Annotated in this window: 21 protein-coding genes; 1 reads left to right on the top strand and 20 read right to left on the bottom strand. The window is 41.3% G+C overall.

The features are described from left to right. Positions 1-58: 58 nt before the first annotated feature. The 5 genes from BTU61_RS07160 to BTU61_RS07140 all read right to left on the bottom strand — a co-directional run bounded on the left by BTU61_RS07160 (position 59) and on the right by BTU61_RS07140 (position 6,308). Entirely contained in the window at positions 59-727 is a 669-nt protein-coding gene (locus BTU61_RS07160; protein ID WP_200772950.1) for a DUF443 family protein, read from the bottom strand. 206 nt (positions 728-933) lie between these two features. Continuing rightward, entirely contained in the window at positions 934-1,164 is a 231-nt protein-coding gene (locus tag BTU61_RS07155) for a GlsB/YeaQ/YmgE family stress response membrane protein (RefSeq protein WP_003010011.1), read from the bottom strand. Positions 1,165-1,173: 9 nt separating this feature from the next. Beyond that, complete coding sequence (locus tag BTU61_RS07150; RefSeq protein WP_200772949.1) at positions 1,174-2,415, bottom strand: aminopeptidase; 1,242 nt, start codon at positions 2,413-2,415, stop codon at positions 1,174-1,176. A gap of 509 nt (positions 2,416-2,924) precedes the next feature. Further along, positions 2,925-5,777 (bottom strand): AAA family ATPase, encoded by a 2,853-nt coding sequence (locus BTU61_RS07145; RefSeq protein WP_200772948.1) that lies wholly within the window; start codon positions 5,775-5,777, stop codon positions 2,925-2,927. A gap of 267 nt (positions 5,778-6,044) precedes the next feature. After that, on the bottom strand, positions 6,045-6,308 hold the full coding sequence (locus BTU61_RS07140) for a type II toxin-antitoxin system RelB/DinJ family antitoxin (protein WP_200772947.1): 264 nt from the start codon (positions 6,306-6,308) through the stop codon (positions 6,045-6,047). Positions 6,309-6,498: 190 nt separating this feature from the next. Between BTU61_RS07140 and BTU61_RS07135 the strand changes: the two genes are divergently transcribed. Then, positions 6,499-8,082 (top strand): ATP-binding cassette domain-containing protein, encoded by a 1,584-nt coding sequence (locus BTU61_RS07135; RefSeq protein ID WP_200772946.1) that lies wholly within the window; start codon positions 6,499-6,501, stop codon positions 8,080-8,082. Between the two features lie 9 nt (positions 8,083-8,091). Here BTU61_RS07135 and BTU61_RS07130 read toward each other — a convergent pair whose 3' ends face one another. The 15 genes from BTU61_RS07130 to essC form a co-directional block, all read right to left on the bottom strand. Continuing rightward, positions 8,092-8,955, bottom strand: coding sequence for a helix-turn-helix domain-containing protein (locus tag BTU61_RS07130; RefSeq protein WP_200772945.1), 864 nt, complete (start codon positions 8,953-8,955; stop codon positions 8,092-8,094). 287 nt (positions 8,956-9,242) lie between these two features. Then, complete coding sequence (locus BTU61_RS07125; protein WP_200772962.1) at positions 9,243-13,637, bottom strand: PolC-type DNA polymerase III; 4,395 nt, start codon at positions 13,635-13,637, stop codon at positions 9,243-9,245. Positions 13,638-13,833: 196 nt separating this feature from the next. After that, the gene (locus tag BTU61_RS07120; RefSeq protein ID WP_200772944.1) at positions 13,834-14,361 is read right to left on the bottom strand and encodes a hypothetical protein; all 528 of its coding nucleotides are present in this window, start codon (positions 14,359-14,361) and stop codon (positions 13,834-13,836) included. A gap of 182 nt (positions 14,362-14,543) precedes the next feature. Then, positions 14,544-14,846, bottom strand: a complete 303-nt coding sequence (locus BTU61_RS07115; RefSeq protein WP_200772943.1) for a DUF4176 domain-containing protein — start codon at positions 14,844-14,846, stop codon at positions 14,544-14,546. A 57-nt stretch (positions 14,847-14,903) separates the two neighbouring features. Beyond that, entirely contained in the window at positions 14,904-15,554 is a 651-nt protein-coding gene (locus tag BTU61_RS07110) for a DUF443 domain-containing protein (protein ID WP_244967041.1), read from the bottom strand. A gap of 33 nt (positions 15,555-15,587) precedes the next feature. Next, on the bottom strand, positions 15,588-16,244 hold the full coding sequence (locus tag BTU61_RS07105; protein WP_200772941.1) for a DUF443 domain-containing protein: 657 nt from the start codon (positions 16,242-16,244) through the stop codon (positions 15,588-15,590). A 42-nt stretch (positions 16,245-16,286) separates the two neighbouring features. Further along, entirely contained in the window at positions 16,287-16,472 is a 186-nt protein-coding gene (locus BTU61_RS07100; protein WP_234700109.1) for a hypothetical protein, read from the bottom strand. 144 nt (positions 16,473-16,616) lie between these two features. Next, entirely contained in the window at positions 16,617-17,171 is a 555-nt protein-coding gene (locus BTU61_RS07095) for a lipoprotein (protein WP_200772940.1), read from the bottom strand. A gap of 525 nt (positions 17,172-17,696) precedes the next feature. Further along, positions 17,697-18,005 (bottom strand): DUF4176 domain-containing protein, encoded by a 309-nt coding sequence (locus tag BTU61_RS07090; protein ID WP_200772939.1) that lies wholly within the window; start codon positions 18,003-18,005, stop codon positions 17,697-17,699. Next, positions 17,998-18,885 carry a hypothetical protein gene (locus BTU61_RS07085; RefSeq protein WP_200772961.1) on the bottom strand — a complete coding sequence of 296 codons (888 nt, stop codon included), beginning with the start codon at positions 18,883-18,885 and terminating at the stop codon, positions 17,998-18,000. Before BTU61_RS07085 ends, BTU61_RS07090 begins: the two co-directional genes overlap by 8 nt. Before the next feature lie 20 nt (positions 18,886-18,905). Further along, positions 18,906-19,340: a hypothetical protein gene (locus BTU61_RS10265; protein ID WP_234700108.1), complete on the bottom strand. Its 435-nt coding sequence runs from the start codon at positions 19,338-19,340 to the stop codon at positions 18,906-18,908. 331 nt (positions 19,341-19,671) lie between these two features. Then, positions 19,672-21,342 (bottom strand): hypothetical protein, encoded by a 1,671-nt coding sequence (locus BTU61_RS07075; RefSeq protein WP_200772938.1) that lies wholly within the window; start codon positions 21,340-21,342, stop codon positions 19,672-19,674. A 1-nt stretch (position 21,343) separates the two neighbouring features. Then, positions 21,344-21,700: a DUF3958 family protein gene (locus tag BTU61_RS07070; RefSeq protein WP_003004384.1), complete on the bottom strand. Its 357-nt coding sequence runs from the start codon at positions 21,698-21,700 to the stop codon at positions 21,344-21,346. Next, a complete protein-coding gene (locus BTU61_RS07065; RefSeq protein WP_200772937.1) occupies positions 21,700-22,053 on the bottom strand; it encodes a TIGR04197 family type VII secretion effector in 354 nt (117 codons plus the stop codon). The genes BTU61_RS07070 and BTU61_RS07065 overlap by 1 nt, the downstream gene beginning before the upstream one ends. 12 nt (positions 22,054-22,065) lie before the next feature. Further along, complete coding sequence (gene essC, locus BTU61_RS07060; protein WP_200772936.1) at positions 22,066-26,487, bottom strand: type VII secretion protein EssC; 4,422 nt, start codon at positions 26,485-26,487, stop codon at positions 22,066-22,068. Between the last annotated feature and the right edge of the window lie 3 nt (positions 26,488-26,490).

The following is a 26,490-nucleotide window of genomic DNA, read 5'->3' as shown; positions in this document are numbered from 1 at the left end:
TTTTAAGGTAAAAAGCAGATTAAGACTACTCCTACTTCTGAGTTTCACTCGACTGGATCTACTTGACTTTAGCTTTGAAAGAGATGATTGGGGAATAAAAAATTAAATCCCCAGCTGATAAAAATAGAAATGAAATACTTAATAAAACTATATGAAAAATAAAATTAGGACTAAGGTTTAAAAGAATCACGTAGTATATTGCAATTGATACTACTAAAGCAAATAATGTTAAAGTTAGAATCAATAGTATTTTCTTTATCTCACTTGGAAAACAATACACTTTCCGAGGTGTTTTATCTACCACAATTTCATGCATCCCTTCCCCTCTACCCATCCAGATCCGAAGTCCCACTACAAAAATTAAAATCAACATCATCAAGGATAGATTAAGCAAGTGAGAGGTAAAATTGAGGTATTTTTCTATTGGAAATGCCCTTGCTAATAACATGGAGGTTACACCTAGACCAAGCGAGGTCTTCCCAATTTTGTTATTCACTAAACTCTGATGCTTCTTGTCTCTTTCAAATACTTTTGGAGCTAGGACTTCTACTTCAGCCTCTGTCAGCTGATAGGCTTTATGAGGAATAAAATAAATAAACCATGGCAGAAAATAGGTGATGATAATCGGCCGATCGACCTCCATCAAATACCACTCTCCATCGACTTTTAACAAATGATAGCGAAAGTTCATTTTCGGCAACCGTTCGATTTTTGCTGGTTTAAACATACACGTCTCTTACTTTCTATACTGTTTCATTCCTAGACGGAGAATCTGAACTAACTTTTCACTAGTCTACCACAGCCATAATTATCTTATTTATTCATAACAAAACATACCTTCCATCATACCTGATTTTACTTTGATGATCAAGTTTTGACTAAAAAAGAGGTTGGAAGATTTCCAACCACTCTATCTGTTTTAGCAAGTTAAACCTAGCTTCCTCTTTCCCAGAAGATGGCTAATAAAATCATGGCACCAAGAATCGATGGGATAATGGCTGTACCGTTTAGGCTTGGTCCCCAAGCACCAAAGAGTAATTGTCCTAAAAAGGCACCAATCCAGCCCAGGAACATTTTCCCAAAACATCCCATGCGTTCGCCACGATTGGTGATAGCTCCAGCTAGAAGTCCGATCAAAAGACCGACAAACATACTTCCAATCATAGTTTCTCCTTATATTGCCCAATCTCCATTACGGAAGAGTGGTACGCGTGTTCCATCCTCACGGATGCCGTCGATATCCATTTGGCTTGAGCCGATCATGAAGTCGACGTGGACATCTGAGCGGTTGAGCCCAGCTGCTTCGAGTTCTTCTTCTGTAAACTCTGCGCCACCTTCTACACTAGTTGCATAGGCTGCCCCGATGGCCAAGTGGTTAGAGGCATTTTCATCAAAGAGGGTATTAAAGAAAGTAATCCCTGATTGAGAAATTGGGCTTGGGTCTGGTACGAGGGCACATTCCCCCAAGGCACGCGCTCCTTTGTTTTTGAAGACCAAATCTTTCATGACTTGATCGCCCTTTTCAGCTGTGATATCCACAATTTCTCCATTTTCAAAGGTCACTTTGATGCCTTCGATGATGTTCCCATTGTAGCTAAGCGGTTTTGTAGAAGTGACATAGCCTTCTGCACGACGGAAGTCAGGAGCTGTAAAGACCTCTTCTGTCGGCATGTTCGGCAAGAAGCCTTCGCCTTGGGCATTGATGGCTCCGGCAGATTCCCAAACGTGGTTTTTTGGCAAACCAAGGGTCAAATCGGTTCCTGGCGCTGTGTAATGAAGGGCTGAGAATTGTTCTTTATTAAGCATCTCTGCCTTGCTCTTGAGAATAGCCGCATGCTCTTCCCAAGCCTTAACTGGATCTTCTTCGTACACCCGGCAGGTCTTGAAGATTTGATCCCACAGGAGATCCACTGCTTCTTCGTCACTAGTCGCATTTGGGAAGACTTTTTTCGCCCATTCTAAACCAGCTGCTGCAGCAACTGTCCAGCTGACCTTGTTGGATTGAGTGGCGATGCGCATTGGTTTCATGGCCATGCCCAGAGCCTTAGCAGAAGCAGAAAGTTTCTCTGCATCGACGCCGTTCAAGGAACCTGGATCAGAAGAACGGACACCAAGACGACTGGCTTTGTGTTCCAAGAAGTAGTTCATCTCTGCAATCTTGTAGTCTGGCACATTGTCCAAGCGATCCATTGGCGCATGGAGGAATTTTTCCCGAGTAGTGAAGTCATCTGCCCATTGGACAATCACTTCGTGCGCCCCCAAGGCATAGGCTTCCTTCACGATCAAGTGGGCCAATTCTCTTTGTTCCACATCGATGTTCAAGACCAAGGTATGGCCAGGTTGCACGTTGATGCCATTTGCCACCAACAATTTCGCATATTTTTCAAGGTTTTCTTTAAAATTTGGTAAAACCATATTGACTCCTTCATAAGTGATGATCTCTACCTAGTATACCATAAGTCCATGTAGAATTCTTTTAGAACGTAAACAACCTTTTTTAATATAAGATAGGTTAAGTGATTCTGAAATGAAATAAAAATGAGTTCTTTTTAGAACGAATCAAGAAATACCGAAACTTTCCGCTGTGAGAAAAGTGAGAGTGGGACAGAAATCGGTAATTCGTTAGAATTCGATTTCGTCGTCCCACCTCCGCACAGTTGAGTAGGGCTGTAAAAGCTGATGAAATCAGCGTAGTAGAGCCCACTCAACCACTGCGTCTTGCTCGACAATCCAAAAACAAGAAGAGGCTAGGACTTTTGTCCCAGCCTCACTCGGAATTATTGAGACCTTAGGCTCAATAATTAGTCATGGAACTTCATAGAAGTTCGCTGACGTCCGTACTCACCTAAGGAAAGTTTCTAAGAAGATTTTGTCTTCAACTGAAAGGATTCCGCTCCTGCAGAATCCTAATTCTTCTTTCTCGATCAAGGAAGAACATAGCCCTGATCATCTACTGTATGGGGATGCCCAGAATTGCCATTCCCTCTCAAAGCTTCCAAATCTTGATCTAAAATTGAATTGTAATCTGTACTACCTTCACGGGTTACTCGCGTAGATACTTGGCGCAAGAGTTTTTCATTGAGATTACGAACCCAGCGACCATTACTATGGTCATTGGCCCGCATATAATTTTCTCTCACAATTTCTCCATAAAGGACTTCGTTGACTTGGTAGCCTTGCTTGCGCAATCCCAACAGACCGATCTCGACGATTTCATCTGGACTATAGTCTTCAAAGTCAAATGTAGTCGGGATCCGACTTTGCAGTCCTGAATTGACCTGCAGGAAGTCATGCATCTCTCTGGTATAGCCAGCAAAGATAATCACGATATCACGACGGTGGTCCTCCATAAATTTGAGGACTTCATCCAAAGCTTCCTTCCCAAAATCATCATTTGAACCGGTAAAGAGCGTATAGGCCTCGTCGATAAAGAGGACTCCACCCAGTGCACTCTCTAAAACTTCGCGCGTCTTCAAGGCTGTTTGACCTTGGTAGCCTCCAACCAGATTGCTCCGCGACACTTCGATGAATTTCTTCTGATTGATCACCCCTTTTTGGAAGAGGATATTACCTAAAATGCGGGCAACAGTGGTCTTCCCTGTACCGGGATTTCCAAGAAAGAGGGAGTGCAAGGTCGTATCTTCGACGGTTCCTCCTTGTTCGGCCCGTTTTTGGTTGAACTCAGCCATGGCTACGAACTGTTCCACTTGCTCTTTCACCTTGGCAATGCCAACCAAACGGTTGAGGGCGGCCATTCCATCTTCTTCCTTGTCAGCTCCTGCCTGGTACTTGCCTTGGTTCAGGACAGCATCAATATCACTGTTCAAAATAGTCTCAATATCATCGGAACCTTGGGCCACTACCCTATCTGCCATGGTCTTGGTCAATTGCTCATCGAGGTTACGGATCCAACGACCATTGCTCTTATCTAGTGAGGCATCATAAGCCCGCTTAATATGCCGCGCATAGTAGTCACGGTCTTCGAGCTTGTAGTCCCCTTTGCTTAAAATCATTTCCCCTAGTTGGACAATCTCATCTCCCGTGAAATCTTCAAAGATGAAATTATTTGGCACCCGAGAACGAAGGCCTGGATTGGTCTTTAAGAACTCTTCCATTTCCTTGGTATAGCCGGCAAAGATGATCATAATGTCATCGCGATTGTCCTCCATAAACTTGAGGATGGTATTGATCGCCTCGATCCCAAAATCCGCACCGCTGTCCTTTTTATCCAAGCTATAGGCTTCATCAATAAAGAGGATGCCTCCTCGCGCTTTTTCGAGCAGGGCCTGGGTCTGTTCAGCTGTTCCTCCAATATTCGAAGAGATCAGATCGGACTCCGTTGCTTCCACGAAACGGAATTCTTCTCCTGAGAGAACACCCGCATCAAAGAGCACTTGTCCCAAGAGACGGGCCACAGTGGTCTTTCCTGTACCAGGATTCCCCATAAAGGCTGCGTGGAGTGTTTGCTTTTCAGGAGCCTTGCCACTGGCGATTCGTTTCTTGTTAAATTCCACCATGTTGATCATTTTCTTGATCTCATGTTTAACTTTTTCAAGACCGATCAGGCCATTGAGTTCCTGAAGAGCATCTTGTTTCTTCTCTGGTCCAGACCCCGTTGTAGGGGTTGATGCCACCGTTGCATCCGATACTGGTCCCGTGGAAGCCACTTGCACATTGCCCTTGGCTACTTCTCTACCGATAAGATAGTCACAACCATCCTCGATTTCCTTGGTCAGATCACGCGCATCGCCCTGTATATAGGTTATGGTTCCTGCCTTCACAAAGGCCCCACCTTGAAGCCGGATATTGGGATCCGCAATCTTATGACAAATCATATGCTCAGCCATCAGCACACTCTCATCAAAAACTCCAAATGAAATGGTTTGGGCATTCTCATTCAAGAAAGTCGTTTCTCCAGTCAAAGAAGCAAAGGACTCTTCATAGACGCATAAAAATTCTGTAAATGTAGCCTGGTGAGCTCGGATCATACTATTGTATGAATTGATGGAGGTCATACGATCCGAATCCGAATTGAATTGAACATTGTTGTCAAGACAGATTCCAGTTCCTGTAGGTAACTCTATTTTACAGTTTTCAGATTCCCAGATGACATTCCTCAACCAAACTGGTGGAAAATCATTTTCCAGATCTCCACCTGTAATCGTTGAATTTTTTGCGATCACTTCTGAGTCCTTGGCATGGATCGTATTATTACCAAATTTTTCAATTTGGACATTTTCTAAGGTCAACTTAGAGCCTTCATTCAGCTTTATTTTAGAAAAAATCGTTGAATTCCGAATGGACAATTCCGAAGCAGAAATACCGATGGCACTTTGGTGTTTTTCCGGAACCTTCATTCCGACTCCTTCCAAAGTCATTTTCGAATGCGTATCCATATAGATAAAAAATTCATTATTTGTTGGAGTGGTTGCTTCAAAATAGACCTGTTTACAAGTGATGTCTGAGCCATTCCATAAGAGCAAGGCCGTATAATCCCCACCAACTTTAAACCACAGATCTTCAAATGTCACCTGAGCTCCCTCTACAAATCGGAAACAAGCCTCAATCGTGTTGTTAAACATGCGTCCATTGCCATTTGGATTTGGAACCACATGCCCCACAAAATGAAGGCTTTTATCGATCTCGATCACTTTATTTGTCGGCCATTGAAAGACGTACCCATTTTCAAACTCGATGGTATCTCCATCCTGCGCTTTTTCAACCGCATCCATAAAGTTCCAACTATTGTTGTAAGGCCCTACTAAATATCTCGCCACACCCCTGTCCTCTCTTTCATCTTTTTTGAAGAAAATCCCTTTCTTTCGGGTTGCTTCTCACAAACACTTGTTACTAAAAATTTTAACACATTCTAGGGCCAAAGAAAACACCTATCAGATCTGAGAGGACTGAAAAACCTCTATTTTCAAAAAGAAAATAGAGGCTATCATCTAATCTTTCAAGGCTGAACATAAGCCGGCTAGAGCCATTGCTCCTTAGAGCATGGCAGTGGAAAGGAGTAGCACATTGTCTGCCACTAACGAATCTTAAACACGTAGGTCCTCCATCAAGTCTGAGACCGATTCAAAGGGCTGACTCATGTTCCGATTTTGCTCTACATCCCTTACGACTTGGAGCAACTTCCCATGGTCGACTAATTTAACATCAAAAGGTAAGCCCTGATATTGAATAGCCTGACGAAGGAAAATGTTGATAGCCGTGGTCATATCCATTCCTAAATGATTAAATACCTGTTGGGCCTGTTCCTTAACCTCACTATCCAAACGAATACTCATGCTCGTCTTTGACATATTCTCACCTTCTTTCTATAGACTATTTTAACAAAAAGAAGGTTATTGTAAATCCATTGGATATACAACGGATGTCTATAAGCCAAAATATAGTAAAGAAATAAAATTAATGTCCCAAATATGGGAGATCTCAGTCTGAGTTTTAGTTTTAGAATATAATGTTGCTATCATAGATTAAGAGGTGAAAAATATGAACCAGATTACGAAACAATATAAATTACTATATTTCTTGCTCATTTTATTAAGTCTGACAAGTGCTCTTTTAATGACATTCTTCTCTCTGCAATTAGGAAGAATACTTGATAGTATATCTAATTCAAATAGTGGATTACTCTTTCATATCACTATTTCTGTAGGTTCAATTTTACTGTGGTTCTTGATTTCTTGTTCCTATTCCTATCTTAAAAACCAATATGTAAAAAAAGTTATTTTAGATCTAAAAAGGCGTCTCTTATTACATTATTTATCGCGTGAGTTTAACCAAATTGACAACTGTAACCATTCAGATTTCTTAAATAATATCACCAAAAACAGTGACCTTATTCAAGAAAATTTATTAATCCCTAAAATCTCTCTAATTGCAAATTTAGGGAGCCTTATCATGAGTGTAGTTGCTATTATCTATATAGAATGGCGATTAGCATTAGTCTTTCTTTTATTGTCGAGTATAACGATTTTTCTATCACAAATTCCTGGAAAGTTAATGACTAAATCAACTAATAATTATTCTCTACAAAATAATCACTATTTGTCAAAAATGACAAACTTTATTAATGGTTTTGAACAAATTAAGTTATTAAATATTCAAAGCTGGACCCAAGAAAAAATTCAGGGAATCAGTTTAGAATTTGAAGAGTCCAGAAAAATATATCAATTTTTAAAAGACTTAGCTTCAACTACTGGAATTTTACTAAGTTTTGGCTCTCAACTATCCTGTATGGTCGCTGGTATCTTTTTTGTAAGAAATAACTTACTGACTATTGGATTACTCGTAGCAAGTATTCAATTATTAAACGGTGTTTTTGCTCCATTACAATCTATTCTTTACAATAAAAATTTAATCAGCAGTAGCAAGTCCATTATTGATAATATCCAAGAAAATCTATATGAGACAAATCATGGAACTTTCCATAAAACAAGTACAATTGATTGTGATAACATTTCGACCATTTCTATTAGCCAATTACATTATGAAATTGAAAATAAAATATTATTTGATCATTTTTCCTATGAATTTAAAAAAGGCAAACGCTATGCGATTATAGGTGCTTCAGGAGCTGGGAAAACAACTTTAGTAAAATTAATACTAAATTATTATTCCAAAAATCTTTATGATGGGGAAATACAAATCAACGGAAAACAGAATATTGATATTCCCTCAGAGGAGTTATATAAAGATATCGCATTTGTGCAAAAAAATGACTTTCTGATTGAAGGCAATGTCCTAGAGAATATCAAACTGTCCAGAAACCTTTATTTAACTGAAAAATTAAGAAAAGCCTTAGGATTTAACGAAGACTTCCTTAATAAGAGTCTATTTCAATCAGGCCAAAGTATTTCAGAAGGAGAAAAGCAACGAATTGATTTAGCTAGGTTTTTAGTCAAACCATATTCTGTATATATATTTGACGAACCTACAAGCAACCTTGATCCAATAAAAGCCAAAGCAATGATGGACTACATTCTATCCATTAAAGATGCAATTGTTATTGTCATTACTCATGATCAAAGTCCAGAAATATTGGAAGAGTTTGATCACGTTATTACCTTATAGATAAATGGCCTAATCTACTAAATGAATGATGTGTTTCTCAAAGTATTCTTTGTAATTTTTGTAGATTATTTTATTGAAGAGTTTGAAAATTTTTAAAGCTTCTTCGATTTTTAAAAGCGATTTTTGATTATGATAGAATTTCAGTTCCAAATATCCATCTAAATACAGCAAAATAGTTTGTTCAAAAAAATCTGTGGAATCCGCTAATATATTCTTCGTAGCCTGTTTTAAAAATAAAGATTCCTCATATAAGTCGTTCTCAATCATTATAATCAAAGAATTGAGAAGTAGTTGAATGAGAGATTGTCTATTTCTAGGTATAGAACTATACAACTTCCCTTTGTTGAGCGCCTCTTTGGCATATCTGAATAATAAATCTGGAGATAGAACACGACAGCAATTTCCAAGGATGAGCGTTTCGTAATAACCCCAGTTTTCAACAGAAAATAAATAGTTTGTAAGATAAGAGGCGTCTTGACGACTCAATTGATGATTCTTATCCATTCCTGAAACAATACTTTCAATGAAAATAGCATTTAATTTATGGTAATGAGAATTTGTCCCATGAAAAAGTTCTATTTCTTTCTCTACCATATCTAGTAATGCTTGAGCATCTTCATTATATGCAGCCTGTTTAATAGAAGCTATTAAGGTACTAAAATCCGAAGGTTGATAATGATTACAGATAAGCAGAAATTCTTCTAGTGTTACTCCTATTCTTTCAAGAAGATACAATAACTTAAAGACAGAAATCTCTGTTTCTCCTAATTCAAATCTAGATATTTGAGATTTTGAAATTTCAGCACCTGCTAATGAAGAAATAGAAATCCCCTTTTCTTCTCTTATTTTCCTATAAGTTTCACCTAAAATCATACTTATCTCCATTCCATATCGAAAAGTTATTAAGGTATAGCAAACACTACTTCCGTTAAGCTTACTCTTGTTTGAGAGTATCATTATTAGTAATTTATAGCAATCATTTTTGACAATTTCAATATATAACTTCCTAAAGTTTTAGTCTTTGGATAAAAACTTATTTATATTCTATCATATCTAAAAACCAGTAGAAATGAAAATCATAAAAAATCATCTCTACTGGTTTTACTGTTAAGTCTTAATTAGATGAAACTTAATCAACTTTTGTGAATGGATTTCCCCCATCAAAACAAATCATCAAACAAACTCAACTGATTATCCTCTGGCATATTGCCAAGAATGCCCATTTCATCCATCTTTTCAACCAGGGTTGAGGAGACACCGCCACGCTTACGGAGCTCGGTCTTAGAAAGGAATTCTCCTTCTTCACGCGCCCGCACGATTTGTTTGGCAACGTTCTCTCCTAGACCATCCATCGCGACAAATGGTGGAATCAGGGTATCCCCATCGATCAAGAATTCTGTTGCCTGACTACGATAGAGGTCTAGCTTGCCAAACTTGAAACCCCGCTCCCACATCTCATTGACAATCTCAAGGGTGGTGTAGAGGTCGATCTCTACGTTGGAAGCTTCGTTGTTCTTGCGTTTCTCAGCGATTTCCTTCATCCGAGCTTTCACGGACTCAAGGCCAGCCCCCATGGTTTTGATGTCAAAGGCCTTGGCGCGAATCGAGAAGTAGGCACAGTAGTAATAGAGAGGATGATGCACCTTAAAGTAGGCCACACGAAGGGCCATCATAACATAGGCCGCCGCATGGGCTTTGGGGAACATGTACTTGATCTTTCCACAGGATTCGATGTACCACTCAGGAACATTGTTTTCCTTCATGGCTTGGATGTAGCCATTGCGCTCTTCTTCTGAGATCTTAAGCCACATGCCTTTCCGCACACGCTCCATGATGGTAAAGGCCATCTTAGGCTTGAGCCCCGCGTGCATGAGGTAAACCATGATGTCATCCCGACACCCGATAACAGTCGATAGATCGGCAATACCCGCCTTGATCAAGTCTTGGGCATTTCCCAACCATACGTCGGTACCGTGAGACAGACCAGAGAGCTGAAGCAACTCCGCAAAGGTCGTCGGATGGGTTTCATCGACCATCCCACGTACGAAATTTGTCCCAAACTCTGGAATTCCCAGCATACCCGTAGAAGTCCCAATCTGCTCAGGAGTTACTCCTAGAACGTCTGTCCCAGAAAAGAGAGCCATGACGTCTGGATCATCCATAGGAATTTCATTGGGGTCAATGCCTGATAAATCTTGAAGCTTGCGAATCATAGTCGGATCATCATGCCCCAGTACATCGAGCTTGAGGACGTTCTCATCGATATCGTGGAAGTTAAAGTGAGTGGTCTGCCATTCAGCGGTCACATCATCTGCTGGATACTGGACCGGAGTAAAGTCATAGACATCCATGTAGTTTGGAATAACAACGATTCCCCCCGGGTGCTGACCGGTCGTCCGCTTGACACCAGCTGCACCTAGAGCGAGGCGCTCGACCTCAGCATCTCGGTAGTACTTGCCAAAATCACGCTCATAGCCCTTGACAAAACCGTAAGCAGTCTTGGCTGCGACGGTACCAACCGTCCCTGCCCGAAAGGCATACTGCTCGCCAAAGATATCTCGCACGTCCAAGTGGGCACTGGGCTGGTCTTCCCCAGAGAAGTTCAAGTCAATATCGGGTACCTTGTCTCCATCAAACCCAAGGAAGGTTTCAAAAGGAATATCCTGCCCATTTTTGCTGAGCTTGTGGCCACAGTTTGGACAATCCTTGTCCGGCATATCAAAACCAGATCCATACGTCCCATCTGTGATGAACTCACTGTATTGACACTGGCTACAGACATAGTGAGGCGAGAGCGGATTAACCTCAGTGATCCCGATCATGGTCGCAACGAAACTAGATCCGACGGATCCACGCGATCCAACCAAGTAGCCCCGCTTATTGGAGCGATGCACCAGCATTTGCGAAGCTAGATAAATCACGGCAAAGCCATTCCCCAAGATAGAGGTCAATTCCTTTTCGATCCGCAGATCCACAATATCAGGGAGGGGATTGCCATAGATCTCAAAGGCCCGCTTATAGGTCAATTCCGCAACTGTTTCTTCGGCCTTGTCGATAAATGGTGTATAGAGGTCGCCCTTGACCACTTCAACCGGCTCAAAGGTCTCTGCCAGCGCATTGGTGTTTTCAATAACAATCTTGCGCGCCAAGTCTTCTCCCAAAAAGGCAAATTCATCCAGCATTTCATTGGTGGTTCTGAAATGCGCTTTAGGAAGTGGCGCTGGCTGGGCATCTTCTCCATGCCCGATGGTCCGGTTGATCATGGCCCCTTGACCTAGACTGCGGACAATGATCTCCCGATAGATCTCATCTTCCGGTTCCAGATAGTGGACATTTCCTGTCGCAAGAACGGGCTTGCCAAGGCGATCTCCCACTTCGATCAAACTCTTGATAATGGTCTGGAGCTCGTCCATGTCCTTGACCTGCTCCTTGGCGATGAGAGGCGCATAGATAGCCGGTGGCATAACCTCGATAAAGTCGTAGTACTTGGCCACTTCGACCGCCGCATCCACCCCTTGCGACATGACCGCATCAAAAACTTCCCCTTCTGAGCAGGCTGAGCCAAGGATCAAGCCCTCGCGGTGGGCATCCAGCACGGTCTTGGGAATCCGTGGGACTCCTTCGAAATACTTGGTCCCAGAAAGCGAGACCAGTTTAAACATGTTCTTAAGGCCGGTCTGATTCTTGACATAGAGAGTCGCATGCTTGACCCGGGCCTTCTTATAAGAATTCTCATCGATCAAATCGATATTTAGATCCTTGAGATTGGTCACCCCATGCTTTTCAGCGACTTCTTTGATAAAGATAAAGAGCAGGCGTCCCGTTGCTTCCGCATCGTAGTTGGCCATGTGGTGGTGCTCCAAGCCCACTCCAAAGCGCTTGGTCAAAGGTCCCAAGCCATGCCGTTTAAAATCTGGGTAGAGGTTACGGGCAAATTCCAGGGTATCGATGACTGGCTGGGTAATCTTTGGTAAGCCGTGACGCTCATAGTTGGCATTCATGAAGCCCACGTCAAAGGTAGCATTATGGGCGACAAGAACCGTTCCCTCACAAAAGGCCTGAAATTCCTTCAAGACCTGCACCAAAGGTTTAGCCCCACGGACGTGCTCGTTGGTGATCCCAGTCAATTGGGTCGTAAAGGCAGACAGAGGATGGCCCGGATCGATAAATTCGTCAAACTCCTCAATGACATTGCCCTTGTACATCTTAGAAGCGGCAACCTGGATCAAGTCATTGTAAATGGCTGAAAGTCCCGTTGTTTCCACGTCAAAGACCACATAAGTCGCTTCATTGAGGTCCAGATCCACCTCGTTATAGGTGATGGGCACCTTGTCTTCTACGATATTGGCTTCCATCCCATAGATCAGCTGGATCCCAGCTTTCTTGGCTGCTTTAAAGCCATGTGGGAAGCTCTGCACATTGCCATGGTCGGTAATAGCCACCGCCTTGTGGCCCCACTCAGCTGCCTTGGCAACCAGCTCTTCGACTTCCGGCAGGGCATCCATGGTCGACATATTGGTATGGGCGTGAAATTCCACCCGACGCTCACCCTCTGGCATCAGGTCCTTACGGGTATAATGCACGACTTCCTGGATGTCTTGAACATTCATGGTCAAGTCGCGCGTGAAATTGTTCATTTCGATATTTCCTCGCACCCGGAGCCAGCTGTTCTTCTTGATCATGTTAAACTTCTGGGCTTCTTCCTCATTTTTGACCCATTTCTGAAGGGAAAAACTAGAAGTATAGTCGGTCATCTTAAAGCTGATCAAGACCCGACCGGTCCGTGTCACCTTGTGCTCCACGTCAAAGACCACACCCTCAAAGACAATCCGGTTCTCTTCCGTCGTGATCTCGATCATCGGAGTGATCTCAGCCTTGTCTAGCTTAGGTTTAGCCGCCGCCTTCTTAGCCTTGAAGTCAAAAGCCGGCTTTTCCTCAACTGCTGGTGGCGGAGCCATCTGAGCCAAGGATTCCATAGCCCGCAAAGTCTCTTCATTGGCTGCTTGGAAGATCTTTTCATTTTCCTGCTCAAAGCGCGCCACTTCTTGCTCTGTCAACTCTTCATCAGACTCCACTCGACAGGTGAAATGCGGAAAACCAAAGGCTTCCAACTGCTTGGCAAGATTGGGCAAATGGTTCTTACGGAAATGCTCCGTATCGACCGAAGAAGGCCCTGAGATGATCAACTCCTGCCCTTCTGCGCGCACCTGCAAGTCTTGGTAAAGCCCCTTAAAGCCTTGACTCGCGCAAGGGCCATCCTCAAAGACCTCACGATAGTAGGCCTGCAATAAATCCGCAGAAAAGGCCGGATTGGCCACTTGGATGGTAAAGGTCGCTTGGTTTCCCGTCTTTGAAAATTCGTCCTTCAAGCGCTGGCGCAATTCCTTAAACAAAGCAATCGGCAAGACTTCCGCAAAAGCAAAGCGGAACTCCCAGACCCGACTAACCTTGTGCACCACGACTTCTTGAATCTCCGCATGCAAAAAGGCACTGGAAGATCGCATCTCCAGCGGCATATCCAGCTGATCCATTAAAATTTCAAAGGTGTTGGACATTGTTTCTCCCTTGATCTTGATTCTTTTGCTCATTTTTGAGCGGCCTACTTTCTAGCTGGAAAATAGACCATTCCAAAACATTCGTAACCCTTATTTTATCACAATTTAAGGATTAATTCGAGGGAGAAGTGAAGACGAAAAAATCACCGTTAGGACGGTGATTTCTCGATGATTGGTCAACAGCAGGCAATCTTGATCACTCTCCACTTGTCGCCTCTGTCTCTGAGCTGGAGCTCGGTGTCCGCAGCAAGTCCTTCATCTGCGACTGGACCGCTTCTCTTGAGCTTTGTTCTTTCTTTTGGATATTCTCCACAGCTGGCTGCAATTTCTGCTGGACTTCCACTTTTTCCTCTTGCTCTTTTTGCGCTTGGAGGGTCGGACGGTACATGGCAAAGAAAGCCCCGATGACTACGAGCAAAGCAATCAGGCTCACCCCATAGCGTTTTGACTGCTCCTGAGAGTCAACCTTGACGCCTTTGACTGACAAGTCCTTCCACTCAGGATGCTCTTTCTCACAAGCAACTTTCTTGGTCTTTGTTGGCATGACCAAGACTTGGTTCATCAAGGAAATCATCCCCATGACCACGAGCAAGTAAGGAATATAGCGCGATTGATTAAGGATCATAACGATCAATAACACCAGACCGATCCCCGCAATCCCCAGATTAAACGCAAAACGCATCAAAAATTCTTTTTTCAGCTGTAAGTAAGCTTCTTTTGACATCGGTTACTCCTCATTCATTATTTATAATGCAATCCTTACTATCATACCGAAAATTAGGTTGAAGAGCAAGTTCGTCACTAGGTGGAGAGAGTTGAGGGATAAAAAAGAGAGAACCGTGATTCTCTCTAAAATTAATAGTATAGATCTTCAGTATAAACTATTGATGATAAAATTCTATCGTGTTATTTAGATTTCGTTACACCTTTTTTAATAGTCTCTGAGTTCTCATCAAGCCAACGTTGATAGATTTCAGCAAATCGCTCCTCTTCTTCATCGCTATAACCAGGATACACAACTTTATCTACATCTTCACAATTAAAATAGAATAACTGTTCTGGATTTAACCCTATCGGATAGAGCGCAGCTGAATAATCAAAAAGAACACTTTCTCCATTTTGATCAATAGTCACACCTCTATTAAGAATCATGAGTTTTTGACTTCCTTCTTTTAAGTATACAATTGTTCCAATCGGTAATATTGACATTTTTTCTCCTAGATCTATAATTTATTTTCCAAAAATATTTTTAAATATATACTTATATTACAATTCTTTAATTTCATTTAATACTAGAGTCTTATAGTACTCTGGGATTTGTGGCATCCTCATAAACACAAAACCAAACCACGATATAATACCATTCACAATTAATAATGCTCCTTCAGTTCCATTATTAGTTCCTATAAAAAAACTCAAACAAACAATATTAGCTATTATTGTGATATACCAATCAAACATTCGTTTTCCTTTTGGTTCAAAAACAAGACAGTATGATTTGCTTTCTTTAGGAATTCTCGAGTCAAATGTCAGTTTGGCACGTTTTCCATACCAAACGGCCATTAGATAAGATAAAAGCATTGAGAAAGCAAATATCCCCAATTTTAAAATAATTTGTTGACTGACTCCCCAGTTAATAAACACCTGTTTCATGAACCTATAAGAAATACCAACCAGTGGTTGGACCATAATGGCTACAGTAGATGTTCCTAACCGAGTTTTAGATTTTATTTCAAAACTATTATTGGAAGGAGATAACTCAACCATATTCGCTATAACTTTCTTAGGAAGCCAACCCAAGAAATAGGATTTTCCTTTTATCGAAGTAGAATCTAAAATGAATTTTTTATTGTTGTACTCAACGATTCTAAAAACCGCTATATTCGAATATCTAAATTTTAATTCCAAAATTACCACCCAAACACTTTTTAAATTTTGTTATAAGTTACTTTATACCTTTTTAAGTTCTTTAAATTCCAAGTATTTCCTTTGATAAGCATAAGTCAACGGAATAACGCCAGATTCAATCCAAATAAATACATAAGCCAACATACCATTCAACACTAGAATGGCAGCTTCTGTTCCATCATCTTCTCCCATATAAATGGCTAAAGCGATCGCATGTAAAAGAATAAACAGATAGGCATGGAATTGTCTTTTTTTCTTAGTATTCTGAAAGACTATTTTAATCCTCTTCTTTTCCTGCGATAAACGACTTGAAATCTCCTTCCTAGATTTCATTAAAATACTTTGATAGACAATATAAGCTACCAAAATAGATATAGGAAATAAAGATACTTTTAAATACAGATTATGACTAATATCATAATATCTAAAAATTGATGTTGCTACTCTATACAAAAGAAGGCCAAAAAAACCACCTACCATACTCATTCCTGAAGGCCCCATATTAATTCTTTTGTCAAAATTTTTATTCTGACTATCAAGTTCTATCAAATCCACTTCAAGAGTTTCAGGGGAAAGTCCCCAATAATAACTCTTTGGTGTCGTGGAGTTGGAATCGAGAACATACTTTTTCTCTCCCATCTCTAACACATCAAAATAAGCAACATCTAATCCTCTAAAATTAATTTTCACCTTTACCACCCAAACACTTTCTGAATTGATTTAAAACCTGAATCGATAGCATTACCAACGTTTTTGATTCCTTTGCGCCATCAAATCGATGTCGCTAGCCACTTGATTCGTTTTCCAAGGAAGTGTTGCCCGCACTACCCGATAATATTTCAGGCTATTTCGATAGTTCTGACCATCCACTCTATATTCTACAATTGGGACATCTACAATCTGTGTCCTCTTATAGCCAACTACCACTCCCTCAACGCTCTTTGACGAGAGGGCTCTAATCCTAACTTCTCTTTTATAAAAATGACCAAAAAAGAGTACGGCAAACAAGGAAAATCCAATAGTGGCCATACCACTTACTATAAGTATTCTGATATCGGGCATACTCATCACCTACTTCATCATAATATCTGTGATACTCAGACTCATCTTCGTTTCATCTGATATCTTCTCTACGATCGAGCTTTGTTCACTCGTCAAAGGAAGCAATAAGAGAGTCGCAGATTGGGTCGATAACTTAGGGTTATTCGATAGACTATACTGGACCACTTGATCTTGGTAAACAGATTGGCCATCATAACTCCAGCTAATTTTAAAGGTCGCATCATGATCAATATTCGTTGTCGTTTTGTAGAGCAACATAAACATTGCATATTCCTGTTGCTCTACAGTATAGGTGTTCCCTGTATAATACACAGTGATATCTCCTTGATCGCCAACTTCCGGATGCTCTTTAACTAACTTTTTCCCCAGTTCCATCAAATCTGATGTCTTTCCTTCGAATTGAGGAGCCACTACAAATTTCAAGATCTGTTCCTCTTGAGCAGACGAGGAGGCCTTTGTAGTTTGCTCCGTTTTGCTTGCGGTTGCCTCCTTGGCCTCTTTTTTCGTCTGAGCACAAGCTGTTAAAACAAGCACACTCACCAACAATACTAGCATCTTTTTCATGGATCATTTCCCTCCTTTTATGATTGAGTGAGATTCAAAAACATTTTCTACTATCATACTGGAAATTAGTTTGAAGAGCAAGTTCGTTACTAAGTGGAGAAAGTTGAGAAAAGATATAGAAATAAATCACAGTCCCCTCCCTTCTCATTTATAATATTTCCCCTTAAAAATTGTTTTTTCCCTTAAAATGGATTGTATTTTAAGGGAAAAATACTACCACAAGATAAAAAACCACCCAAAGGTGGTTAAGAGTATATTCTTCAAAACATAATTCTTTAACACTGAACAAAAGTATAGCCTCTCAAAATAATATTCGAAAAACTAGCTTAATACAGTGAATGATAGATCAAAGTAATTTTTTAAAGTGAGGAAAAACTTGTGAAACAAATTTCCTATGGATGTGGCCGTTTTAAAGTTCCTAAAATAATTTCATGACAGAAAAAATTTTCCTTATCTATCAACTCAAACAGTCCACCCAAGACATTTGAATCGTGCAGACATAGAGCTTTTCCCTCTCCAATCTTATTACTTGATCACTTTCCTAGGAACCTTAAGTGTTTTGGTCCAATTCTCATAAATTTCTAAAAAGCGGTCTTCTTCCTCATCTGAATAGCCTTCAAATACCACTTTGTCAATATTTTCATGTTGAAAGAAAATCGTCGATTCTGTTTGAAGACCTAATGGGTATAAGACACCCATGTAGTCAGCAAACACTTGTTCTCCCGTTTCTTCGTCGTCAAAAATAACTCCACGACCAACAATCATTAATTTCTGTGTTCCTTCTTGAAGATATATAATGCTACCTAACGGTAATAATTCTTTTTTATTATTCATTTTTCAATAACTCCTTGTGTTTTTTTAAATATTTTTTCCCATACCACTCTTCTACTGACTTGCCTTCCCAGCCACGGTATTCTTCAGGATATTTCCATTTGTAATAAGCATAAAGAAAATAAGGAAACTCCATAAAAATAAGCATGGCAATTATACCAATATTCATTGCGATCCAACATATGAAGAGACCAAAAAGAGTTACGGAAGGGGAAAAATTAATGGATAAGGATTTTAAAATATAATTAATAATCACACCCAAACCCAGTATACCTACTCCATAAATAGAAATACCTTTGGCAATTTTATCTAGTAAGGTAGGGGTATTAACTTCTCCATACATTCGGCTTTTCAAACTTTTAAATTCTGTTCTTAACATCCAATAAATTAAGGTTAAAAAAATACAAACTAGGGCAAAAAATCCTAAAGTTGTTATAAATGGCAATGCTAAACCAAGAGTAGCGAGGTTGAACTCTATAACAAACCAAATCAAAAATGTTGTGACGTGAAAGTGAGTTCTATAAGGGATAATAAATAAGGGCTTGAAAGTTTTTCCAATTAACACGAAGGAAAGCCAAATCAATAACCCAATTACATAAACTGGAGCTGTTAAAAAATTGTGATTAGATATAGGAATAGTTAAATTTTTTGGATCACTGCTATGAAGCATTATTGAAAAAGCAAATAATAAGAAGTTCAATCCGATCGGAAAAATGAGTGTCAATAGACCATATAAGAGAGCATTTTTGAAATTGCCAACTATATTCCTTGGGGTTTTAGATACTTTTTTATCTTGTTCTTTCAATTGATACTGTATAAACCCATCATCTTCCAGATTTAAACTCTCTTCAAAACTGGCCTTAAAAATTGATTTCTTTTTCATTTTTTTACTCAAATCCAATTTTAATACCTCCTTGTGTTTTTTTTATATTTTTCCATACCATTATTCCACGGTTCCCCCTTCCCATTCACGGTATTCTTCAGAGTATTTTTAATTTTGTAGTAACTTCCTAAAAAGAAGGTGAAGTCCATAAAGACAACCATTGTCAAGAATTCGATATCTAGGACGATTCCTATCAATGATAAAGCTAATAGGGTTAAATTTTGTGAAATTGCTAGTCCTGAATAGGATAAAACTATTATTATAATTACAGCAATACCTAATAAACCTGAATCATATAGAGCAATATCACGCGTTACTCTATCAAGTATAGTAGCACCACTGTTTTCACCAAAAAAACGATTATACAAGTTTTTATTCTCAGTACGAATAAATAACAGCCCAATAATTAGTAGTAGAAAATAGATACCTAATGGTTTCAAGGTTGGTAAAGCCACTCTTATTCCTAATAAATTAAATTCAATACAAAACCAAATTAAAAAAATTCTGGTGTTAATAACTGAAGCTTGAAAATTGGTATTGATAAATCTTTAGGATCTGCATCATTTAGAGAAAATGCGAATAAGGCAAGGAGAAAATTCACCCCAAATACAAATAAAATAGTGAAAATAACACTTTTTATCCTGGAACCAATACTTGGTCTCCCATTATTCAAACCTTTCCCTAAATGTTCGTAATAATCTTTCTTAGCAAACTGAAGTGATACATCATCTAATAAATTAAAACTCTCTTAAAAGCTAGCATAAAAAATAGATTTACTCATATCTCTCAACCAAATCCCAATGCCTTCCCAATTCCACCAATTCCCTTAGATATAGCTCCTCCAAAATCTTTCAAAGCTTTACCCGCACCATCAATCATTTTCTTTGTCTCTTTTACAGGATTATCAAAGAATTTTGGATTCAAAGCTTTTATACCTTGAATTCCTGCTCCAACAAAGAAACCTATTCCGGCTCCAGCAGCTTGACTGACACCTGGTACTGGAATGAAACTCGCTACGGCTGCACCTATAGTTGCACCTTCTAAAGGCCCGACACTACTTATTGCAGAGAGTGCACCTTTTCCTGCAGCTTTTCCTATATCTTTTGATTTGCTATATTCGTTTGCTCCACTAGAAATTGCTGTGATTCCAAGATCCGCAAATGTTAGTACTGTTCCCGCCTTGCCCAAAAATTTAGCTACTTTTGGAAAATATTTGAGACCTTTTCCTAATAATCCTGATGCCTCTTCTCCCCCTTTCATGTATTTACCTAATTTCGCTAATCCAGTGTCTCTCACACCTTCTAATCCTTTTTTTACAATGGCTTCAACAGGATTTGCTATATCAGAAATTTTTTCAAAAATCGTTTGTACAATCTTGCCTCTTTTTCCTAATGATTCATACCAGGCCATCGCGTCCATTACACCACTTACAAATTTCCTACCTTTTGTTCCTTTATCAACTGAATCTAATAATCCTATTATACCATCTGATTGTAGGAAAGCCTTTGTCAATTTTTCAGGTGTTAAACCAAGTATTTGCGCACCTCTCTTAAACCAGTCATTATCATCAAGATCTTGTATATTCTTGTATAATTTTTCTAAATCATTCTTAGAATTACCACGGGCAACAACTTTAGTTTTTTTAATTACAAACTGTGCAACTGCCTTAGTTACCGAATCTGGAAGCTCTCTTCCATATCTATTTTTATATGCCTCGATCTTCTTCACATCATCATCAGATAGTTCCTTACCTTGATTTGCTTTCTCAAGAACCTTCTGATAATCTTCATCTATCTTGGCTTTCTTATCCCATTCGCCTTCGATACTCTTAGCCCAGTTCAACGTTTTCCCAGAATGTTTGGGGAAGGTTCCACCGAAACTTGCAAAATCACCATGAATCATATTCAGACCTGCTGAGAGATTTTTCACCACAGTGTCCATGCTCTTTTTAGCATCGCCTTCAAAGACTTCATTGGAACTTCCTGCAAATAGATTCAACTTACGCAATTTATCCATCTTCTCATTTTTTTGAGATGTGAGGGTATCCATACGATCAGATATACTTTTGAGTACGTTTCTATCCGCATGGTCGCTTCCTTCCATAGCACGAAAAGTACCTCTGATTCCACTAATACTACTCTCGAGGCTTTGAATTTCACTTTCAAGTACGGCTGAATCCAGATCTTCGTTTCCAACTTCTGAACGATATTTTGACGGGAGTTTGGGTACGGCTTCGCTGAGGTACTCCGAATACATGATGGCCCCTTTAATTAGTGGCGTAATCACACTCACTCCATATTTTTTACCTGAATCATAGGCACTCCCTTGTAAGTCACCCGCTCCATTAAAATTAGAGAGAGCTGTGACGGCTGAGTTATAGGCTGTTACCCTAGCCTTTCCAACGGAAGACATGGTCTGTCCTTGTGTATCCGATGATCCTAATACCATTTTGACCATATTACTTTTTCGACTCCTGTTCTATTAATAGTTTCTTTCTAGCGTGGTAGAGTTCATTTAATTGCTCATCCAGCTGATTTTCTCGCTTCTTAATATCTGCTCTTCGTCCTTCAGACCATTCTTCAACCATAGCTCCGATGCCTTCTACACTCACGATTAGATTTTCGTAGACTTGGTAGTCTTTGGAAGATATAGGAAGCGTTAAGATCTGACGAAGAGGTTTTAAGCTTTGTCGATGTAGTTCAAACATTTCCTTCTCTGCTCGCTCCACTTTCCTTTTTTCTAAGTTCAGTTGATCGAGCGATTGGGCAATGTTTTTCTTCTTTTTATCGATCTCTTCTAAGGTGATTGGTTTCATTATTCCGCAAAGTATCCTGAATTTGGTACAAACTCTCCGCTATCACCAGGAGCTGCACTGGTTTCTGGCAAATTAGATGTATTGGCATCGATGTTAGACGCGATATTACTATCCATGGCTACAAATTCTGCTGCAACCCCATGGATCAATCCTACAAAATCATTTAGCACACCACTAATTGAGGCCGCATAGTTGGCTTCTTCTGGAATTTTTTCTGCAGCTGTACTGTTTCCTGGATACTCACTTGATCCATCCAGTGTGACGGTATCAGCTGATGTTATACTTCCAGCCGCCCTCGCTATCCCTGAAGCGATTGTACTTGCGACATCTTCTCTACTCTGTATTGGTGTCATATAGTTACCTCCCTATCCATTCTTGGTGATTTTAAGTTTAATTGCTTGCTTGCGATCATGCAAGTAGATTTCATCTGAAGCAAGACGCGCTTCTCGATTATTATAAGGCTTATCTAGGAACAGTTGGTCCATCAATCTCATACCGATCATAAACCATTGAGCATTTCCTTTGAGATATTTAGGTACTTCATTGATGTTATTTCCAAGATAGGCATATTCACTTCCTATTACAAAGTGCATACCAACTCGTGGTCCATTGTCAAATAGATAGCGTAAATCTTTTTCTGTAAGTCCCTGATCGACGATAGGCTTAATAGTTGGCATCATGATCAACCAGTCTGAATACAGATCTTTTTCAAGACGACGATCAACCTCATAGATTAATTGTTTAGCAATTTCAGAGATTTCTTGGCTACTACTAATATAAGTAGAAACTCTATCCTTATAGGCAATACATTCTTCTAATGGATCCACTAGCATGATATGTAATTTTGATCCAAATTGAAGTGCTGTATTTAACAAATGTTTTTGCTGATTTTCCAGTGATTCTGGAGAGTCTGCCATAAATACCAGATTTTTCAAGCGATCAAATGGAATCTTGACCGTTTTGACCATTTCAAAGTCAAGTCCAATTGGAAATTCTAGATTTTCCATAGACTCTTTCACATCCTCACGTCCGTAGAAGGCTGCTTCTGTCAACTCATCTGGCACCATTGGGATGCCTGCTGGTGTGTGGCCTGTCCACATCTCTTTGAGGTTTTGGACTTGGTCGCGGAGGTTGTTAATGATTTGGATATCATTGTCCCCTGCGACTGGTAGGGCGAATTGGACGACATCGACTTCGTCACGCTTCATGAGGGCCCGTCCCTTGATATCTTCCATTGTAGATGCTAGTGGGGTTGCTCCCACGATACCGCGGACTTCAGAGATGTCATTTTGTGGCAAGGTCAGCTGGTGCTTAAAGTTGGAATAGAGCTGAGCCCGTAGGTTGTTCTGACGGCTAGCTGTGATGATCAAGTGCACACCGATGCTGAGACCTTCACGAGAGATCCGCATGAAGAGCTTGAAGAGGTCTGTCTCATAAGGCTCGTCCTTCATAGACTCATAGCTATCCATGAGGATAACCATGGTTGGCTCTTGCTTGCCGGTCACTTCACGGTAGAGGGCGATGGTGCCGACACCATGCTCAGAGAGGAGTTTCTTACGACGATCCAACTCGCGGTTGATGATCCGGATGAATTTCTGGATTTTTTCCGTCTGATCGAGCAAGAGACTATCGGCCACATGTGGCAATTGAGTCAAGGGTGCTAGACCATTGGTTCCGAAATCCAGCAGATACATGGTCAGATTTTCTGGACTCTGCTTGCGGGCCAGATCCATTGCGGCTGTCTGTAGGAAAGTGGTCTTTCCTGTACCTGGACTTCCGTAAAGGAGGATATTCCCATCTTTTGACAGATCGATGTCGACCGCTTCTTGCTTTTGCGCTTGCGGGATATCGGCGACCCCGATCAAGACGCTCGGAGCTGTCCGTTTTTGCCAAGCCTCAATCGGCACGATCTTGTCCAACTCATCCAGCGTGATCCGCTCTTTGAGAGGTGGCAACCATGGTTGGGCCACAGCTGCGATGCCTTCTTCTTGGTGTAAGTGATTGATCTCTTGCACGATGACATCCAGCTCTGTTGGCACCTCCTTGATTTCTTCTGCCATATCAAGACCAGAGAGGTCTTGGTTGAGGACTTCGTATTGGCCCAGTTCATTGATCAAGTAGATGGTATGGTCTTCGATCCCTAGCTGGTCCTTCTCAGGCTGGTAGTCTGCTCCTGACCAAGCAGTTTGGAAGAGTTCATAGACTTCGTTATTCCCGACTTGGAGGTAGGCACGACCGGTCTGCGTGATCTCAGCCGCATCTGCCGTCCTTAGCATCTCCATGGAGTCGCCACGGTCAGCCACCTTGAGGGCTAGCTTGAAGCGGGAGTTGGACCAGATCTGGTCATCCACGACCCCTGAAGGTTTTTGCGTCGCAAGGATCAAGTGTACCCCGAGGGAACGCCCGACACGCGCGATAGAAACCAGCTCCTTGATAAAGTCTGGTTGGTTGACCTTGAGCTCGGCGAACTCATCACTGATCAAGAAGAGATGAGGAAGCGGTTCAGTCGCTTCACCCAGTTTAAATTTCTTTTGGTATTGGTTGATATGGTTGACCCCATATTGACCAAAGAGCCGCTCCCGACGATGGATCTCCGCATTGATAGAGGCCAAGGCACGCATGGACTGGGCACCATCCAAGTTGGTGATGGTCCCCAGCAAGTGAGGCAGATCCTTGAAGAGATTGGCCATTCCCCCACCCTTGTAGTCGATGAGGAGGAAAGCCACATCATGTGGGTGGAAGTTGACGGCAAGGCTCAGGATATAAGACTGAATGGTTTCAGACTTACCAGAACCGGTTGTCCCTGCGATCAAGCCGTGTGGTCCATGAGCTTTTTCATGGAGATTGAGGTAGACCAAATCGTCCTTCCCACGCAACCCAATCGGCACGGCCAAACTTTGGTAAGGAGCATGGCTCTCCCAACGACTCAAGACCTTGAGGTCATTGAAAGTTTCCGCCTGGTACATTTCAAGGAAGGTCACCGAGTCTGGAATGGAGCTCTTGAGCTGTTGGATATGCTTGAGAGGCGCAAGGCCGCGCGAGATGGCTTCCTTGTCATAACCTTCAGGGAAGTGATCCAATTGGAAGTCAAGCTCCCGAAGAATCCCTTCTTGCAAGAGCAATTGCCCTTGGTTGCGGTCCTTGATGGAGATAACCGTTTGGATATTTTCAGAAAGAGATGAGAGCACGTCTGCCACATAGATGATGGAGCAGCCGAGCTCAGTCGGATCCTCGCGGAAGAACTCCATGATGACATGGTCCAAAATCAAGGTCTCATCGGTGATGAGCACCACATAGTGAGGGTGGAAGATCTTGGTGTCATTGGCTTTTTCTTCCTCTTTTTGCGCCTTACGGAGCTTGAGGATTTGGTTGAGACTGTTCAAGACCTGATCGCGTGTCCGCTGATTGTAGACAAAGCTACGGACATTCATATCTTGCAAGGTCGCATGAGGCAACCAGCGCATCCAATCCCAGCTTTCTTTTTCCTCTTCTGGAATGATCGGAATAATGGTCAGATCATGGTAAGAGTGAAATACAGCCAATTGGGCAACCAGGAGTTGCAACTGCTCGAGCACGATAGGACGAGGACCGACATAGCCGACCGGTCCCCGATTAAGGCTAGCTACAATCGGAAGATTGTCGATCTTTTGATGGGCCTTGAAAAGGGCATAGCCTTCTTCTTCCAAGGCATCTTTCTTCCCACTGCGTTCTTCCTGACCATATTTGAGCTCATAGCTGGTTGGGACCTTGCCCAATCCTAAACGATAGGCCAAAAAATCAAAATGAAGCGGTGTTTTTTCGTAGATCCGTGAGTCATAGCGTTTGACCATCTTGGTCAAGTCTTCGATCGCTGGGAAATGGTAAAACATGCCTTCTCGTTGCTTGCGAGAGAGCTGCTCCAAGTCCTTGGCCTTGTCCTTGAGATAGAGATGGTAGAGCTCCACGCGCTCTTTCTTGTCTTCTTTGTATTTCTTACGATTTTTGAAGAAGCTTTGGACTGAAAAGATCACACTGACCACAGACATGGATACTGTCGCGATGATATAGAGCCCCCGCGGTTGGAATATGGTGATCAAGAGGGTCACCCCAACCATGATGAGAGGGGGCATGATCAACTTCAATAGTTCATCCGATGGCTTTTGAGGCTCCGCTCCCGGAGGATTGATCAAGATCTTGTCTTCCGAACTCCGGTAGATGATCCGAGGAGACCGGTGGTATTCTGGATAGTCCTTGTAAAAGTCGTAGCGCGAATGCAAACGCGGCACCAGATAAGGACTCACTTCGACAGTCCCTTCCACGCCAAATTCTTCCGGATAGAGCTTAAAGGTCACATCTCCAATCGCAAGCTCATCCCCAAAGGCCAGTGGAACAGTCGCTTCAGTAACGAGTTTGTGGTTATGGTAGAGTTTTCCGGATAGGAGCTGACAAGTCCAGGCCTGGTCTTTTTTCACAAGGAGAAAGCGCACGGGATAATGCACGCGCACATCCGCACCCTGTTCATCTGCTACCAGGATTTCTTCCTTGTCGAGCAGTTCATAGGTATGGACTTCTCCTGTCGCCAAGTAGCAGACCACATCCCCAAGGATCTTGCTGTTTTTAAGTAGACCTTTGTCTTCACCATACTGGTAGAAGACTTCTTCTTGATCCCATTGGAAATGAAGGGGACTTTCTTGCGAAGCAAGGGTCAACTGAGCCATTTCTTGATTCAATACGGTCGCTGTTTTCCCCTCTTCTAGCGCTAGCTCATAGCGAAAACCTTTTTTATAGAGTATGATACGTTTTTTCATAGA

It is taken from the genome of Streptococcus lactarius, from assembly GCF_016642265.1.
GTDB lineage: Bacteria > Bacillota > Bacilli > Lactobacillales > Streptococcaceae > Streptococcus > Streptococcus lactarius.
This window is presented reverse-complemented; position numbering and strand designations above follow the sequence as displayed.

Coding starts and splice junctions, on each gene's coding strand:
- BTU61_RS07160 (WP_200772950.1), bottom strand. CDS start 727: ATGTTTAAACCAGCAAAAATCGAACGGTTGCCGAAAATGAACTTTCGC.
- BTU61_RS07155 (WP_003010011.1), bottom strand. CDS start 1,164: ATGATTGGAAGTATGTTTGTCGGTCTTTTGATCGGACTTCTAGCTGGA.
- BTU61_RS07150 (WP_200772949.1), bottom strand. CDS start 2,415: ATGGTTTTACCAAATTTTAAAGAAAACCTTGAAAAATATGCGAAATTG.
- BTU61_RS07140 (WP_200772947.1), bottom strand. CDS start 6,308: ATGTCAAAGACGAGCATGAGTATTCGTTTGGATAGTGAGGTTAAGGAA.
- BTU61_RS07135 (WP_200772946.1), top strand. CDS start 6,499: ATGAACCAGATTACGAAACAATATAAATTACTATATTTCTTGCTCATT.
- BTU61_RS07130 (WP_200772945.1), bottom strand. CDS start 8,955: ATGATTTTAGGTGAAACTTATAGGAAAATAAGAGAAGAAAAGGGGATT.
- BTU61_RS07125 (WP_200772962.1), bottom strand. CDS start 13,637: ATGTCCAACACCTTTGAAATTTTAATGGATCAGCTGGATATGCCGCTG.
- BTU61_RS07120 (WP_200772944.1), bottom strand. CDS start 14,361: ATGTCAAAAGAAGCTTACTTACAGCTGAAAAAAGAATTTTTGATGCGT.
- BTU61_RS07115 (WP_200772943.1), bottom strand. CDS start 14,846: ATGTCAATATTACCGATTGGAACAATTGTATACTTAAAAGAAGGAAGT.
- BTU61_RS07095 (WP_200772940.1), bottom strand. CDS start 17,171: ATGAAAAAGATGCTAGTATTGTTGGTGAGTGTGCTTGTTTTAACAGCT.
- BTU61_RS07090 (WP_200772939.1), bottom strand. CDS start 18,005: ATGAATAATAAAAAAGAATTATTACCGTTAGGTAGCATTATATATCTT.
- BTU61_RS07085 (WP_200772961.1), bottom strand. CDS start 18,885: ATGAAAAAGAAATCAATTTTTAAGGCCAGTTTTGAAGAGAGTTTAAAT.
- BTU61_RS07075 (WP_200772938.1), bottom strand. CDS start 21,342: ATGGTCAAAATGGTATTAGGATCATCGGATACACAAGGACAGACCATG.
- BTU61_RS07070 (WP_003004384.1), bottom strand. CDS start 21,700: ATGAAACCAATCACCTTAGAAGAGATCGATAAAAAGAAGAAAAACATT.
- BTU61_RS07065 (WP_200772937.1), bottom strand. CDS start 22,053: ATGACACCAATACAGAGTAGAGAAGATGTCGCAAGTACAATCGCTTCA.
- essC (WP_200772936.1), bottom strand. CDS start 26,487: ATGAAAAAACGTATCATACTCTATAAAAAAGGTTTTCGCTATGAGCTA.